The sequence below is a fragment of the Izhakiella capsodis genome (assembly GCF_900115045.1).
Lineage (GTDB): Bacteria > Pseudomonadota > Gammaproteobacteria > Enterobacterales > Enterobacteriaceae > Izhakiella > Izhakiella capsodis.
In genome coordinates, this window is the sequence record NZ_FOVC01000004.1 from 214,433 (window position 1) to 228,296 (window position 13,864).

Genomic DNA, 13,864 nt, shown 5'->3' on the forward strand with positions numbered 1-13,864 from the left:
GCGCTGAATACGTCGGGTTATTAAGACTTAGCGACGCAGACCCAGGCTCTGAATCAGGCTTGAATAACGTGCAACGTCTTTACGTTTTAGATAGTCCAGCAGCTTACGACGCTGAGATACCATGCGCAGCAGCCCACGGCGGCTGTGATGGTCTTTTTTATGCTCAGAAAAATGACCCTGCAGGTGATTTATCTGGGCAGTCAGCAGGGCAACCTGAACCTCGGTAGAACCACTGTCGTTGGTGCCACGACCGTATTTAGCAACGATCTCGGCTTTAGCTTCTACGCTTAGAGACATAGTAAACTCCGTTATAAGTGAATGATGGTGGCCGATCTCTAATTCAGCACACCTTGTTTGGGGCCGCCGTATTCTACTCTGCGTTTCTTGCGATAGCAAACGTGGAAACTGACATGACCTTCAGCATCCAATGAGCGTTTATTATTGTTTCTTCGAAAGCTATCTCACCTCAGCCAGCACTCAGGAAGTCAAAGCCTCAACCACCAACCGACGGGGGGCAACACGCCCGAAGTCATCTATTTCCGCCATGCCGATAAAATTACCACCATCGCCTTCAGTGACCCGAACCAGACCACAAGGTGGTATGCCAGGTACCTTAACAGGCTGCCCCTGCTTAAAGTATACGGCGACCGAAGGCTGAATATTAACCTCGGGCAGGCTGGCCGCCGGGCTATCCATTGACATCAGAAGCGTATCGAGATGGATATAAGGTGAGCACCCACTTTCATCTGCTTCATTAAGAATTGAATGTAATTGCTCAAGCGTAATCATCTTTTCAACAGGATAGTTTGCCACCTGCAGACGACGTAACATAGTTACATGTGCTCCGCATGCCAGCTTTTCCCCGAGGTCGTCAATAATCGTGCGAATATAAGTCCCTTTAGAGCAGTGAATTTCCAGCTCCAGCTCTTCAGCCTCATGACGAATAAACACCAGTTCATAAACGGTAATTGGCCGCTCTTCACGCGGAACCACAATGCCCTCACGCGCATATTCATACAGTTTACGCCCCTGAAACTTTAGCGCAGAGAACATCGAAGGCATCTGCAGTGTGTCGCCGCGAAAACTATTCAATGCCTCTTGCAACTGAGAATCACTAAATGTTAGCGGGCGCTCACTAACTATTTTACCATCAGCATCTGAAGTATCTGTACGCTGACCAAGACGAGCAATCACTCGATAGCGCTTATCCGAATCCAGCAGATAGCGAGAGAATTTAGTGGCTTCTCCTAGGCAGATCGGCAGCATACCGGTTGCAAGTGGATCTAATGCGCCTGTGTGCCCCGCTCGATTGGCGTTATAGATACGTTTTACTTTTTGCAGCGCGTCGTTTGAAGAGATTCCCTGCGGCTTGTCCAGCAACAGTACGCCATGAACGTCACGCCCACGGCGGCGAGGACGGCTCATCACTCCTCCCTGGAGTTGTTGTCGTCGCGATTAACCCGACGCGCATCATCACTGCGAATAACTGAACTGACCAGATTAGACATACGCATCCCTTCGATCAGGGAATTATCATAAAAGAAGGTCAGTTCAGGCACGATGCGCAAACGCATTGCTTTGCCCAGCAGCGTTCGAATATAGCCCGAAGCTTCTTTCAGCGCTTTCAGGCCATTTTTTATGGCGTCTTCATCCTGGTCATTCAAAAAGGTCACAAATACTTTTGCATAAGCCAGGTCACGTGAAACTTCAACACCGGAAACTGTTACCATCATACCCAAACGCGGATCTTTGATTTCGCGCTGTAGAATGATAGCAATCTCTTTTTGCAGCTCCTGTGCTACGCGCTGCGGGCGACCAAATTCTTTCGCCATAATTACCTCCAAATAATTAGGAGGCCGAGCGGCCTCCCAAAAGTATTGTTGTCATGCTCAGCGTGATTATTCAATCATGCGCTTAATTTCAATTATTTCAAACACTTCTATCATGTCACCTGCGCGAACGTCATTATAGTTTTTCACGCCGATACCACACTCCATACCGTTACGCACTTCATTTACGTCATCTTTAAAGCGACGCAGGGACTCCAGCTCGCCTTCATAAATAACAACGTTTTCACGCAGTACACGGATTGGATTATGACGCTTAACCAAGCCCTCGGTTACCATACAGCCAGCAATAGCGCCGAATTTTGGCGACTTAAATACATCGCGAACTTCAGCCAGGCCAATGATCTGCTGTTTATACTCAGGCGCCAGCATTCCGCTCATAGCCGCTTTAACTTCATCGATGAGATGATAGATGACTGAGTAGTAACGCAGATCCAGACTTTCTGCTTCAATTACCCGCCGCGCTGACGCATCGGCACGCACGTTAAAACCAAGTATAATCGCGTTGGAAGCTGCCGCAAGCGTTGCATCGGTTTCAGTGATACCACCGACACCGGAACCAACGATTTTCACTTTCACTTCGTCAGTTGAAAGTTTAATCAGCGAGTCAGCAATCGCCTCGACAGAACCCTGAACGTCCGCTTTTAGGACGATATTGAGCTCAGAGACTTCACCTTCAGACATGTTAGCAAACATGTTCTCCAGTTTAGATTTCTGCTGACGCGCCAGCTTAACGTCGCGGAACTTGCCCTGACGATACAGAGCAACTTCGCGCGCTTTCTTCTCATCACGCACAACCGTTGCTTCATCACCAGCAGCAGGCACACCTGACATACCGAGAATTTCGACCGGAATGGAGGGGCCTGCCTGCGTAACTTCACGCCCCAGTTCATCACGCATTGCACGCACACGACCGTACTCAAAACCACACAGCACGATGTCGCCTTTATTAAGCGTGCCTTCACGGACCAGTACGGTGGCAACCGGACCACGACCCTTATCGAGGAAAGACTCAATGACCACCCCGCTGGCCATACCACTGCGAATGGCGGTCAGCTCCAGAACTTCGGCCTGCAGCAGAATGACCTGCAGCAGATCATCAATTCCTGTCCCTGCTTTGGCTGATACGTTGACAAACATATTTTCGCCGCCCCACTCTTCAGGAACGATGCCATACTGTGTCAGCTCATTTTTAACGCGGTCTGGATCGGCTTCAGGTTTATCGATTTTGTTGACGGCAACCACAACAGGCACGCCGGCCGCTTTCGCATGCTGAATTGCCTCGATAGTTTGCGGCATCACGCCATCATCTGCGGCAACCACTAACACAACGATATCCGTCGCCTGTGCACCACGAGCTCGCATCGCGGTAAAAGCAGCATGACCGGGGGTATCGAGGAACGTGATCATCCCATTTTCGGTTTCGACGTGATAGGCACCAATATGCTGTGTAATACCACCGGCCTCACCAGATGCCACCTTAGTGGAGCGAATATAGTCAAGCAGTGAGGTTTTACCGTGGTCAACGTGACCCATAATCGTAACCACCGGTGCACGGGATTCCATCGCAGCGCCGGTGTCACGGTCGCTCATCACCGCCTCTTCCAGCTCATTTTCACGGCGCAGGATCACTTTATGCCCCATCTCTTCAGCAACCAGCTGTGCTGTTTCCTGATCGATGACCTGATTAATAGTCGCCATTGCCCCCATTTTCATCATTGCTTTGATGACCTGGGAGCCTTTTACCGCCATTTTATTTGCCAGTTCAGCAACAGTAATAGTTTCACCGATGATAACGTCACGGTTTACAGCCTGTGCAGGTTTATTAAAGCCCTGTTGCAAGGTGCTGCCTTTACGATGCTTACCGCCTTTGCCGCCGCGAATAGCGGCTCGGGCTTCTTCACGATCGGTTTTCGCTTCCGCGTGTTTGTTGCCTTTTTTGGCACGAGCTGGTTTTGCACTACGACCGTGCGAACGGCCACCTTCAACCTCACGGTCGTTCTCATCTTCGGCCTGCCGGGCATGCTGCGAGGTAGTAACGTGATAATCCGTCTCCTCCTCAACTTCAGCTTTTTCCCACTCACCGGCTTTTTCTTCGGCCAGACGACGAGCTTCCTCAACAGCCTTTTTGGCGTTTTCTTCTAGTTTGCGACGAGCTTCTTCTTCCGCTTTTCGCTGCAGCTCAGCCGTTTCGGCTTCCAGACGCGCCTTTTCGGCTTGGTTCATTCGGGTTGCTTCGTCGATAGGTTGATTGCTCACTTTACTTTTTTCCGCTGCCTCACGTTTGGCTTTTACTGCAGCCTCACGCCTGGCTTGCTCTTCAGCGTCACGCTTCGCTTTCTCATCTGCTTCGCGTCTGGCTTGCTCTTCCGCCTCACGTTTAGCCTGTTCTTCTGCTTCACGCTGTGCCTGAGCTTCAGCTTCTGCCTGCTCAGCATCAGCTGCATCGCCCTTGACATAAGTACGCTTTTTACGCACTTCAATTTGTACCGACTTACTTTTACCCCCTGACCCGGGAATATTCAAGGTGCTGCGCGTTTTGCGTTGCAACGTTAGTTTACTACCGTTGCTGTGATCACGGCTAAGATGAGTCAATAAGGTCTCTTTTTCTTGTTGGCTTACAGAGTCATTTTCAGACTTGCGGATCCCCGCTTCAGCAAACTGCTGTACCAGGCGTTCTACCGGGGTCTGAATCTCTGCAGCCAGGGATTTTACGGTTACATCTTTCATGCTGTTCCTTCCTGCTACAGTTTATTACGCGTCGTCACCGAACCAGCAAATATTGCGTGCAGCCATAATTAGTGCGCCGGCTTTCTCATCGTCAAGCCCTTCAATATCTGTCAGATCGTCGACTCCCTGTTCGGCAAGATCTTCCAGCGTACAAACGCCTTTTGCTGCCAGAGTGAATGCCAGAGTACGATCCAATCCTTCGAGGTTCAGCAGATCTTCCGCAGGTTTGTTATCGCCCAGGCTTTCTTCCTGTGCCAGCGCGAGGTTAGTCAACGCACTTTTCGCACGTTCACGCAAGGCTTCTACGGTATCTTCGTCCAGACCATCGATTTCCAACAATTCATTGATGGGCACATAAGCCAGTTCCTCCAGTGAGGAAAAACCTTCGTCGACAAGCGCCGTAGCGAAATCTTCATCAATGTCGAGGTGTCTGGTGAAAGCATCAATTGCCGCGTGCGCTTCAGCCTGATGTTTAGCCTGAAGATCGTCGACGGTCATCACGTTCAGTTCCCAACCACTCAGTTGCGATGCTAAACGGACGTTCTGGCCATTACGACCAATTGCCTGAGCCAGATTTCCGGCCTCTACGGCAATATCCATGGTGTGATTATCTTCATCCACCACGATAGAAGCGACATCCGCTGGCGCCATCGCATTGATAACGAACTGCGCCGGGTTGTCATCCCAAAGTACGATGTCGATACGCTCACCACCAAGCTCACTGGACACCGCCTGAACGCGTGCACCACGCATGCCTACGCAGGCACCAACTGGATCAATCCGTTTATCATTCGTTTTCACTGCAATCTTGGCACGTGAACCTGGATCGCGTGCAGCCGCCTTAATTTCAATGACTTCCTCGCCGATTTCAGGCACTTCGATGCGGAAAAGTTCAATCAGCATCTCCGGGCGTGAACGACTGACAAACAGTTGAGCACCACGCGCTTCCGGACGTACAGCGTAAAGAATACCCCGAATACGGTCGCCAGGACGGAAGTTCTCTCGCGGCAGCATATCTTCACGAATGATGACAGCTTCAGCGTTATTACCTAAATCCAGAGTGATATTGTCACGATTTACTTTCTTCACCACGCCAGTGATGATATCACCTTCCTGCTCACGGAACTGGTCTACGACCATAGCGCGTTCAGCCTCACGCACTTTCTGCACGATGACCTGTTTGGCAGTCTGCGTGGTGATACGATCAAAGGTTACAGATTCAATCTGATCCTCGACATAATCGCCAAGGTTGAGGTTTTCATCCTCAAACTGTGCGGCTTCCAGCGTGATTTCACGCGTCGGCTGGGTCACTTCCTCAACGATCAGCCAGCGGCGATAGGTATCAAAGTCACCACTTTTACGATCAATGCTGACACGTACGTCTATTTCTTGTTGATACTTTTTCTTGGTCGCTGTTGCCAGAGCGCTCTCCAGAGCCTCGAAGATCTTCTCACGGGGCAGAGCTTTCTCGTTGGATACGGCTTCAACGACAGCTAAGATTTCTTTATTCATCCTGGTTAGCCTCAATTCTGACTTTAAAAGTGGGGGATCAGATTCGCCTTCTGAATATTGCTCAGTGCGAACACTTCATCGTTACCCTCAACGGCTACAATAATCATCTCACCGTCGACAGACTTAATTATACCCTGCCATTTGCGGCGGTTTTGTACAGCCATCCGTAATACGAGACTGACTTCCTCGCCCTTAAAGCGAACATAATGTTCAGCTGTGAACATCGGGCGGTCGAGCCCGGGCGAAGAAACTTCGAGGTTGTAAGCGACACTGATTGGATCTTCAACATCAAGAATCGCACTGACCTGATGGCTGACATCGGCGCAATCATCGACAGTAATACCCTCGTTACTATCAATATAGATACGCAGCGTTGATGTGCGCCCGCGCAAGAATTCAATACCAACTAATTCATAGCCAAGCGCTTCAACGGGAGCGGAAATCAGCTCTGTCAATTTTTGCTCTAATGTGGACAAGGCCACCTCCAGGACATAAAAAAAGGGCTTTCAGCCCAGTAATGCAATTGCCTGATAACAAAAAACCCCGATAAATCGGGGCTTTATGCGACTGGACCCTGTATGTCGCAATATGCGACACGGCACACTATCCAGAAAATTTTTTTTTAATATCACTCGTATGCGTTCATAAATGCCTACGGTATTTTTGAAAAAAAATTCTATGGGAAAGTGGTTGCGGGGGCCGGATTTGAACCGACGACCTTCGGGTTATGAGCCCGACGAGCTACCAAGCTGCTCCACCCCGCGTCCGAAAACGTGGCAAACACTACACCTAACTTGTATAAAATGCAAGTAAAACTAAGAGTTGGTACCGAGGACGGGACTTGAACCCGTAAGCCCAATCGGGCACTACCACCTCAAGGTAGCGTGTCTACCAATTCCACCACCTCGGCACTCATTTGCAAATTTTTAACTACATTTACAGAAAAAACCTCAGCCAACTTATTTAGGGATATCGTTCCCAGGAGCTGGTTTGGCAGGCTGTTCTTGCGAGACCTGCTGACTCTGGGTTGGAGCAGTCAGATTTTCCCACTCACTCCCTTTCTGCGTATAGTTGGTGTTCAGATTGCCCAGAAGCAAGCTGATAATGAAAAACAAGGTTGCCAGCACTGCTGTGGTACGGGTCATAAAATTACCTGAACCGGAAGAACCAAACAGCGTTGCAGAGGCACCCGCCCCAAAAGAGGCACCCATATCAGCGCCTTTACCTTGCTGCAGCATGATAAGACCTACGAGGCCAACAGCTACAAGAAGGAAAACAACTAACAGAGCGTCGTACATAATCAACCTTATACTGGCGGCATTAACCGCATCTGAAATAGCTTCAAAACTTTACAGGGATGATATTACTTTCACCCACTGAAGCGGGTGAGAATACTAACTAATGCCGCCTATCCAGGCAAGCGCAATTTACGCTGAAACGGTTATTTGCAGAAAAAAACGGCAACCCGACAGTTAGAAGTTCGCCGGATAACTGGAAAATACAACCATTTCGTTGGCCTGTCTCTGCTTTCAGACCGCCTTCACTGCTTCGGCTATTTGGTGTGCCAGCTCATTAACCAGCGTTTTATTCTCACCCTCAACCATTACCCGAATCAGCGGCTCAGTGCCAGATTTACGAAGCAGCACCCGACCTTTTCCATTCAGCGTTTTTTCCACCTGGTGGGTCACAGCCAAAACGTTTTCATCTTTCAATGGGTCATGCGTACCGCTAAAACGAACGTTTACCAGAACTTGCGGCAGTAGGGTCATACCCGCACACAAATCGTGCAGGCTCATATTATTACGAACCATTGCGGTTAGTACCTGCAAACCCGCGACAATGCCATCTCCGGTGGTGGTTTTATCTAGCAAAATGACGTGTCCGGAATTCTCTGCGCCAAGACGCCAGTCCTTTTCTTTCAGCAGTTCAAGTACATAGCGGTCGCCAACTTTAGCCCTGGCGAACGGAATTCCCAGTTGTTTTAACGCTAACTCCAGTCCCATATTGCTCATCAGCGTACCAACAACACCACCACGCAGCTGCCCCTGCCGCAAACCTTCACGCGCGATAATATACAGAATCTGATCGCCATCTACTTTTAAGCCCTGATGATCCACCATCATCACTCGATCGCCATCACCATCAAAAGCCAAACCCAGATCAGCTTTTTCCGTCAACACCCGCTCTTGTAGCTGGCGGGTATCTGTAGCGCCACACTCTTTATTGATATTCATTCCGTCCGGCTGTACACCAATTGAGACCACCTCTGCACCAAGTTCACGCAGCACATTGGGCGCAATGTGATAAGTAGCGCCGTTAGCGCAGTCCACCACAATTTTCAGACCATTAAGACTCAATTCACTGGGGAAAGTCCCTTTACAGAATTCAATATAGCGACCGGCAGCATCCACAATGCGGCTCGCCCGCCCCAAATCCGCCGACCCTACGCAGGTAAGCGGCTTTTCCATTTCGTTTTCAATCGCTTTTTCTATTTCGTCCGGCAACTTAGTACCATCAGTTGAAAAGAATTTGATGCCGTTATCATCGTAAGGATTATGTGATGCAGAAATAACAATCCCTGCCTCGGCGCGAAAAGTTCGTGTGAGATAGGCAACCGCCGGCGTCGGCATTGGTCCGGTAAAGGCTGCGGAAAGACCTGCTGCTGCCAGACCAGCTTCAAGCGCAGACTCCAGCATATAGCCGGAAATACGTGTATCTTTACCAATGATCACCTTACGAGAGCCTTGCCCTGCAAGCACTTTACCCGCAGCCCAACCAAGCTTGAGTACGAAATCAGGAGTGATAGGAAATTCGCCAACTTTTCCGCGAACGCCATCTGTTCCAAAATATTTTCGGTTATTCATAAGACCTTTCATCTTTCTTAGTATCGGAGTTTCACCCGTTACCCCGTCATCTACACAGCGGCATGCGTTCAGGCTACTCACGTCCACTGGTTTAAGGTTTTGGATATTTTTAATGCGTCCGCCCGCGTTCCCGTTCATTGAGTGTCGCCTCAGCAACTCGCATTGCCTCCACCGTTTCTTTCACATCATGAGCACGTATAATATGCGCCCCTTGCATGGCTGCAATAACTGCACAGGCCAGGCTACCACTAAGGCGCTGCGTCGGTCCAACATTTAGCAGTTGCCCAATCATACTCTTACGCGACATACCAACAAGCAGCGGCAAACCAAAATGGTGATAGTCTCCCAAATATGCGAGCAATTGATAATTGTGAATAAGGTTTTTTCCAAATCCGAATCCCGGATCGAGCAATATCTGCGTTTTTTCGATACCAGCCGCCTCACAGCGTGATATTTGAAGGGTAAAAAAGTCGTGCACCGCGCGTCGCACATCCTGATAATCGGGATCCAGCTGCATTGTCTTCGGCTCCCCTTGCATATGCATGAGACAAACCGGCAGCCCCGTAGCTGCTGCAGCCTCCAACGCACCAGGCAGCTGAAGTGAGCGTACATCATTAATGATATGCGCACCGGCATGCGCTGACTCTTCAATTACTCGTGCTCTGGAGGTATCAACCGATATCCAAACCTCGAAACGTTGAGCAATAGCTTCAACAACTGGAATAACGCGATCAAGTTCTTCCTGCTCACTGACCTCAAGCGCGCCGGGACGTGTTGACTCGCCACCTACATCAATGATAGTTGCGCCCGCATTAGCCATTTCATTAGCATGAGTCAACGCTTTAATCAGGGTATTGTGCTTTCCACCATCTGAGAATGAATCCGGCGTAACGTTAAGTATTCCCATCACGTGAGGATGTGACAGATCTAGCTCACTCTTTCCTGCGCGGAGTTTCATCAACGCTTTCTCCTCAGAACTACAGGGTAAAATAAAAAAGCCCCGAAAGGTACGGGGCTGAGCTTCAGTTTACACTTCCGAAATATTTCATCAGATGTAACTTACATGGTATTTCCTGGATCTACCGTGGTTGGCTCATCAACAGGGCGAGGTGCTTTCGGTGAACTATTATCGCTGTTATCGCTACCCGGCTCCTCCCATCCGGCCGGAGGCCGCACTTCACGTCGGGCCATCAGATCGTCAATCTGTGGCGCATCAATGGTCTCATACTTCATGAGTGCATCTTTCATTGCGTGAAGTATATCCATATTCTCGTTCAGAATTTCGCGAGCGCGCTGATAATTTATTTCAATCATGTGCTTCACTTCCTGATCGATAATGCGCGCTGTTTCATCTGACATATGTTTAGCTTTTGCCACAGAGCGTCCGAGAAAGACTTCCCCCTCCTCTTCCGCATACAAAAGCGGACCGAGTTTTTCGGAGAAGCCCCACTGTGTAACCATGTTACGGGCAAGATTAGTCGCAACCTTGATATCGTTGGATGCCCCTGTTGAAACATGATCAACACCGTAGATAATCTCCTCGGCCAGACGACCGCCATACAGCGTTGAAATCTGACTTTCCAGCTTCTGTCGGCTGGCACTGATTGCGTCACCTTCGGGCAAAAAGAACGTTACGCCGAGCGCGCGACCTCGAGGAATAATGGTAACTTTATGCACGGGATCGTGCTCCGGCACCAGGCGTCCGATGATTGCATGACCGGCTTCATGGTAAGCCGTTGACTCTTTTTGCGCTTCAGTCATCACCATAGAGCGACGTTCAGCGCCCATCATGATTTTATCTTTAGCTTTCTCAAATTCAACCATCGAAACTACGCGACGATTACTACGAGCGGCAAACAGCGCAGCTTCGTTTACCAGGTTTGCTAAATCTGCGCCGGAGAATCCGGGAGTGCCACGCGCGATAATCGCAGCATCAATATCAGTCGCCAGCGGCACGCGGCGCATATGTACTTTCAAAATCTGCTCGCGTCCGCGCACATCAGGCAATCCGACGACTACCTGACGGTCAAAGCGTCCAGGCCGCAGCAACGCTGGATCAAGTACATCAGGGCGGTTAGTTGCTGCAATAACAATAATGCCTTCGTTGCCTTCGAAGCCGTCCATCTCAACCAGCATTTGGTTAAGAGTCTGTTCGCGCTCATCGTGACCGCCACCCAATCCAGCTCCACGCTGACGGCCAACTGCATCAATTTCATCAATAAAAATGATACAAGGCGCCGCTTTTTTGGCTTGTTCAAACATATCTCGTACGCGTGAGGCACCCACGCCGACAAACATTTCCACAAAATCGGAACCAGAGATAGTAAAGAAAGGCACTTTAGCTTCACCCGCGATGGCCTTAGCAAGCAGAGTTTTACCTGTACCTGGAGGGCCTACCATCAACACGCCTTTTGGAATTTTACCACCCAGTTTCTGGAAACGGCTTGGCTCACGCAGATATTCCACCAACTCACCCACTTCTTCTTTAGCCTCATCACAACCAGCTACGTCTGCAAGCGTTGTTTTAATCTGGTCCTCAGTCAGCATCCGCGCCTTGCTTTTACCAAAGGACATGGCACCTTTACCACCTCCCCCCTGCATCTGGCGCATAAAGAAGATCCAGACACCAATCAGCAACAGCATGGGGAACCATGAAATGAAGATAGTGGTAAGCATACTCGGTTCTTCAGGCGGATCGCCTACCACTTTGACATTTTTAGTCAAAAGGTTATCGAGCAACTTGGGGTCGTTGATAGGAATATAGGTCGTGTATCGATTACTGTCTTTTTTGGTTACGTTGATTTCACGCCCGTTAATACGTGCCTCGCGGATCTGATCCTGATTCACTTCCTGCAGGAAGGTTGAATAATCAACCCTACGACTATTAGACTCGCTGGGCCCAAAGCTCTGGAATACCGACATCAGCACAACCGCGATGACTAACCAGAGAATCAGGTTTTTCGCCATGTCACTCAAGGGATTAACCTCTTATTACAACTGTGTTAACAGACAGCGTAGGGTACTATAGTTTGCGCCCTGTCGCTACAATGTACACTTCACGCGAACGTGCGCGCGAAGCTTCCGGCTTACGAATTTTTACTTTCGTAAACAGGGAGCGAATTTCCCGCAGGTATTCATCAAAGCCTTCTCCCTGAAACACTTTCACTACAAAACTACCGCCGGGTGCCAGGACATCCCGACACATCTCAAGCGCTAACTCAACCAGATACATTGACCGCGGAATGTCAACCTCTGGCGTGCCGCTCATGTTTGGTGCCATGTCCGACATTACCGCTTGAATTTTTTCATCACCTACACGCTCTAACAACGCTTTAATGACTAATTCATCACGAAAGTCGCCCTGAAGGAAGTCAACACCAACAATCGGATCCATTGGCAAAATATCGCAAGCAATAATACGCCCCTTTGATCCTATCTGCGTTACCACATATTGGGACCATCCGCCCGGAGCAGCGCCAAGGTCAACAACCGACATTCCAGGTTTAAACAGCTGATCACTTTGCTGTATTTCATCAAGTTTAAACCAGGCCCGCGAGCGCAGGCCTTTTTTCTGCGCCTGCTGAACATATTTATCGCTAAAGTGTTCCTGTAGCCAGCGGCTGGAGCTGGCTGAACGCTTTTTACCAGTCATACAATTTCCAACTATGATTCATTATGAGCGATAAATAAACCGCTTAAATCAGTACCGTCGATTTGGTGATACACCGGAGATGGCGGTAGAATGCTCCGTTTTCAATCCCTGTGTAAGTATAAAATACGATGAATCTGAGTACTAAACAAAAACAGCACCTGAAAGGGCTGGCCCATCCATTGAAACCCGTTGTGATGCTGGGTAACAATGGCCTGACTGAAGGGGTATTAGCCGAAATTGAACAGGCTCTTGACCACCACGAACTGATTAAAGTAAAAGTCGCAACAGAAGACCGTGAAACCAAATGCCTGGTAGTAGAAGCCATCATACGCGAGACTGGAGCTGCAAATGTGCAAGTGATCGGTAAAACACTGGTACTGTACCGTCCATCCCAGGAGCGTAAAATTTCCCTTCCTCGCTAATTTCCTTGACCCAGCGCCTTACGTCAAGCGACGTTACGTTGGTCAAACGAACTTGCCATGCTATTTATCACTATAAAAGGCCGCGCGGCGGCCTTTTTCTTTTCTTTACACATTACGGTCAAAAGTGCTCACAGCGCAGTTGGCGGCGATATTAAACGTAATCAATCTTGATAATTTCGTATTCGGCATCTCCGCCCGGCGCTTTGACGATAACAACATCGTCCCGCTCCTTACCAATCAACCCACGAGCCATCGGTGAGTTAACGGAAATCAGGTTCTGTTTAAAATCTGCTTCATCGTCACCCACAATCCGATAAGTAGATTCTTCGTCATTTTCCAGATTTAGCACAGTAACCGTTGCGCCAAAAATGACCCGTCCATTAGCATTCATTTTCGTAACGTCAATCACTTGGGCGTTCGATAGCTTAGCCTCGATCTCCTGGATTCGTCCCTCACAGAAGCCCTGCTCTTCGCGCGCCGCATGATACTCAGCATTTTCTTTCAGGTCTCCGTGTTCACGAGCCTCAGCAATTGCAGCGATAATGCGGGGACGCTTTACCGACTTCAACTCTTCGAGTTCAGCACGCAGCTTTTCCGCACCGCGTAACGTCATCGGAATCTGGTTCATCTCAATACCTCGTCAAATCAATCCTATTTAAAACATCGTCATCCTGACCGGTGATTGCAGAAAGCGCTCTGCCGCGCCTGTTATCAAATTTAAAAACGAAAGAAACCTGACCCGGAGCGTATCCAGGCCAGAAAGTCATTTTGCATTTTGATACGTATTTTACCCAGGAGTTCCCCCCGGGTCATCGTTTACTTTGCACCTCAATGCAC

At 49.3% G+C, this 13,864-nt stretch carries 13 protein-coding genes and 2 tRNA genes; 1 reads left to right on the forward strand and 14 read right to left on the reverse strand.

Annotated elements, in window-relative coordinates; genetic code table 11:
* Positions 1-27: 27 nt before the first annotated feature.
* From rpsO to rlmE, 13 genes are all read right to left on the reverse strand, one after another.
* Positions 28-297, reverse strand: a complete 270-nt coding sequence (rpsO, locus tag BM191_RS08405) for a 30S ribosomal protein S15 (RefSeq protein ID WP_092877073.1) — start codon at positions 295-297, stop codon at positions 28-30.
* 180 nt (positions 298-477) lie between these two features.
* Positions 478-1,425 carry a tRNA pseudouridine(55) synthase TruB gene (gene truB, locus BM191_RS08410; protein WP_092877075.1) on the reverse strand — a complete coding sequence of 316 codons (948 nt, stop codon included), beginning with the start codon at positions 1,423-1,425 and terminating at the stop codon, positions 478-480.
* Positions 1,425-1,832 carry a 30S ribosome-binding factor RbfA gene (rbfA, locus tag BM191_RS08415; RefSeq protein ID WP_092877077.1) on the reverse strand — a complete coding sequence of 136 codons (408 nt, stop codon included), beginning with the start codon at positions 1,830-1,832 and terminating at the stop codon, positions 1,425-1,427. The genes truB and rbfA overlap by 1 nt, the downstream gene beginning before the upstream one ends.
* Before the next feature lie 66 nt (positions 1,833-1,898).
* Positions 1,899-4,577 (reverse strand): translation initiation factor IF-2, encoded by a 2,679-nt coding sequence (infB, locus tag BM191_RS08420; RefSeq protein ID WP_092877079.1) that lies wholly within the window; start codon positions 4,575-4,577, stop codon positions 1,899-1,901.
* 24 nt (positions 4,578-4,601) lie between these two features.
* Positions 4,602-6,089 carry a transcription termination factor NusA gene (gene nusA / locus BM191_RS08425; RefSeq protein WP_092877081.1) on the reverse strand — a complete coding sequence of 496 codons (1,488 nt, stop codon included), beginning with the start codon at positions 6,087-6,089 and terminating at the stop codon, positions 4,602-4,604.
* 23 nt (positions 6,090-6,112) lie between these two features.
* Positions 6,113-6,565, reverse strand: a complete 453-nt coding sequence (gene rimP, locus BM191_RS08430; protein WP_143088808.1) for a ribosome maturation factor RimP — start codon at positions 6,563-6,565, stop codon at positions 6,113-6,115.
* 211 nt (positions 6,566-6,776) lie between these two features.
* Positions 6,777-6,853 (reverse strand) — tRNA-Met (locus BM191_RS08435).
* A 59-nt stretch (positions 6,854-6,912) separates the two neighbouring features.
* Positions 6,913-6,999: transfer RNA gene (locus tag BM191_RS08440), tRNA-Leu, on the reverse strand.
* A gap of 49 nt (positions 7,000-7,048) precedes the next feature.
* Positions 7,049-7,387 (reverse strand): preprotein translocase subunit SecG, encoded by a 339-nt coding sequence (secG, locus tag BM191_RS08445; protein ID WP_092877085.1) that lies wholly within the window; start codon positions 7,385-7,387, stop codon positions 7,049-7,051.
* Between the two features lie 231 nt (positions 7,388-7,618).
* A complete protein-coding gene (glmM, locus tag BM191_RS08450) occupies positions 7,619-8,953 on the reverse strand; it encodes a phosphoglucosamine mutase (RefSeq protein WP_092877270.1) in 1,335 nt (444 codons plus the stop codon).
* 109 nt (positions 8,954-9,062) lie between these two features.
* Positions 9,063-9,911, reverse strand: a complete 849-nt coding sequence (gene folP / locus BM191_RS08455) for a dihydropteroate synthase (RefSeq protein WP_092877087.1) — start codon at positions 9,909-9,911, stop codon at positions 9,063-9,065.
* Between the two features lie 101 nt (positions 9,912-10,012).
* A complete protein-coding gene (gene ftsH / locus BM191_RS08460; RefSeq protein ID WP_092877089.1) occupies positions 10,013-11,920 on the reverse strand; it encodes an ATP-dependent zinc metalloprotease FtsH in 1,908 nt (635 codons plus the stop codon).
* Between the two features lie 55 nt (positions 11,921-11,975).
* Positions 11,976-12,605 carry a 23S rRNA (uridine(2552)-2'-O)-methyltransferase RlmE gene (gene rlmE / locus BM191_RS08465; protein ID WP_092877091.1) on the reverse strand — a complete coding sequence of 210 codons (630 nt, stop codon included), beginning with the start codon at positions 12,603-12,605 and terminating at the stop codon, positions 11,976-11,978.
* A gap of 128 nt (positions 12,606-12,733) precedes the next feature.
* Between rlmE and yhbY the strand changes: the two genes are divergently transcribed.
* Positions 12,734-13,027 carry a ribosome assembly RNA-binding protein YhbY gene (gene yhbY, locus BM191_RS08470; RefSeq protein ID WP_092877094.1) on the forward strand — a complete coding sequence of 98 codons (294 nt, stop codon included), beginning with the start codon at positions 12,734-12,736 and terminating at the stop codon, positions 13,025-13,027.
* A 151-nt stretch (positions 13,028-13,178) separates the two neighbouring features.
* On the opposite strand, the gene greA is transcribed toward yhbY, so the two are convergent.
* Complete coding sequence (gene greA, locus BM191_RS08475) at positions 13,179-13,655, reverse strand: transcription elongation factor GreA (protein ID WP_092877096.1); 477 nt, start codon at positions 13,653-13,655, stop codon at positions 13,179-13,181.
* Positions 13,656-13,864: the final 209 nt, after the last annotated feature.

What these genes read in the sequence shown, in the direction of transcription:
- glmM (WP_092877270.1), bottom strand. Translation starts at nt 8,953, where the DNA reads ATGAATAACCGAAAATATTTTGGAACAGATGGCGTTCGCGGAAAAGTT.
- truB (WP_092877075.1), bottom strand. Translation starts at nt 1,425, where the DNA reads ATGAGCCGTCCTCGCCGCCGTGGGCGTGACGTTCATGGCGTACTGTTG.
- secG (WP_092877085.1), bottom strand. Translation starts at nt 7,387, where the DNA reads ATGTACGACGCTCTGTTAGTTGTTTTCCTTCTTGTAGCTGTTGGCCTC.
- yhbY (WP_092877094.1), top strand. Translation starts at nt 12,734, where the DNA reads ATGAATCTGAGTACTAAACAAAAACAGCACCTGAAAGGGCTGGCCCAT.
- rlmE (WP_092877091.1), bottom strand. Translation starts at nt 12,605, where the DNA reads ATGACTGGTAAAAAGCGTTCAGCCAGCTCCAGCCGCTGGCTACAGGAA.
- greA (WP_092877096.1), bottom strand. Translation starts at nt 13,655, where the DNA reads ATGAACCAGATTCCGATGACGTTACGCGGTGCGGAAAAGCTGCGTGCT.
- infB (WP_092877079.1), bottom strand. Translation starts at nt 4,577, where the DNA reads ATGAAAGATGTAACCGTAAAATCCCTGGCTGCAGAGATTCAGACCCCG.
- ftsH (WP_092877089.1), bottom strand. Translation starts at nt 11,920, where the DNA reads ATGGCGAAAAACCTGATTCTCTGGTTAGTCATCGCGGTTGTGCTGATG.
- folP (WP_092877087.1), bottom strand. Translation starts at nt 9,911, where the DNA reads ATGAAACTCCGCGCAGGAAAGAGTGAGCTAGATCTGTCACATCCTCAC.
- rbfA (WP_092877077.1), bottom strand. Translation starts at nt 1,832, where the DNA reads ATGGCGAAAGAATTTGGTCGCCCGCAGCGCGTAGCACAGGAGCTGCAA.
- nusA (WP_092877081.1), bottom strand. Translation starts at nt 6,089, where the DNA reads ATGAATAAAGAAATCTTAGCTGTCGTTGAAGCCGTATCCAACGAGAAA.
- rpsO (WP_092877073.1), bottom strand. Translation starts at nt 297, where the DNA reads ATGTCTCTAAGCGTAGAAGCTAAAGCCGAGATCGTTGCTAAATACGGT.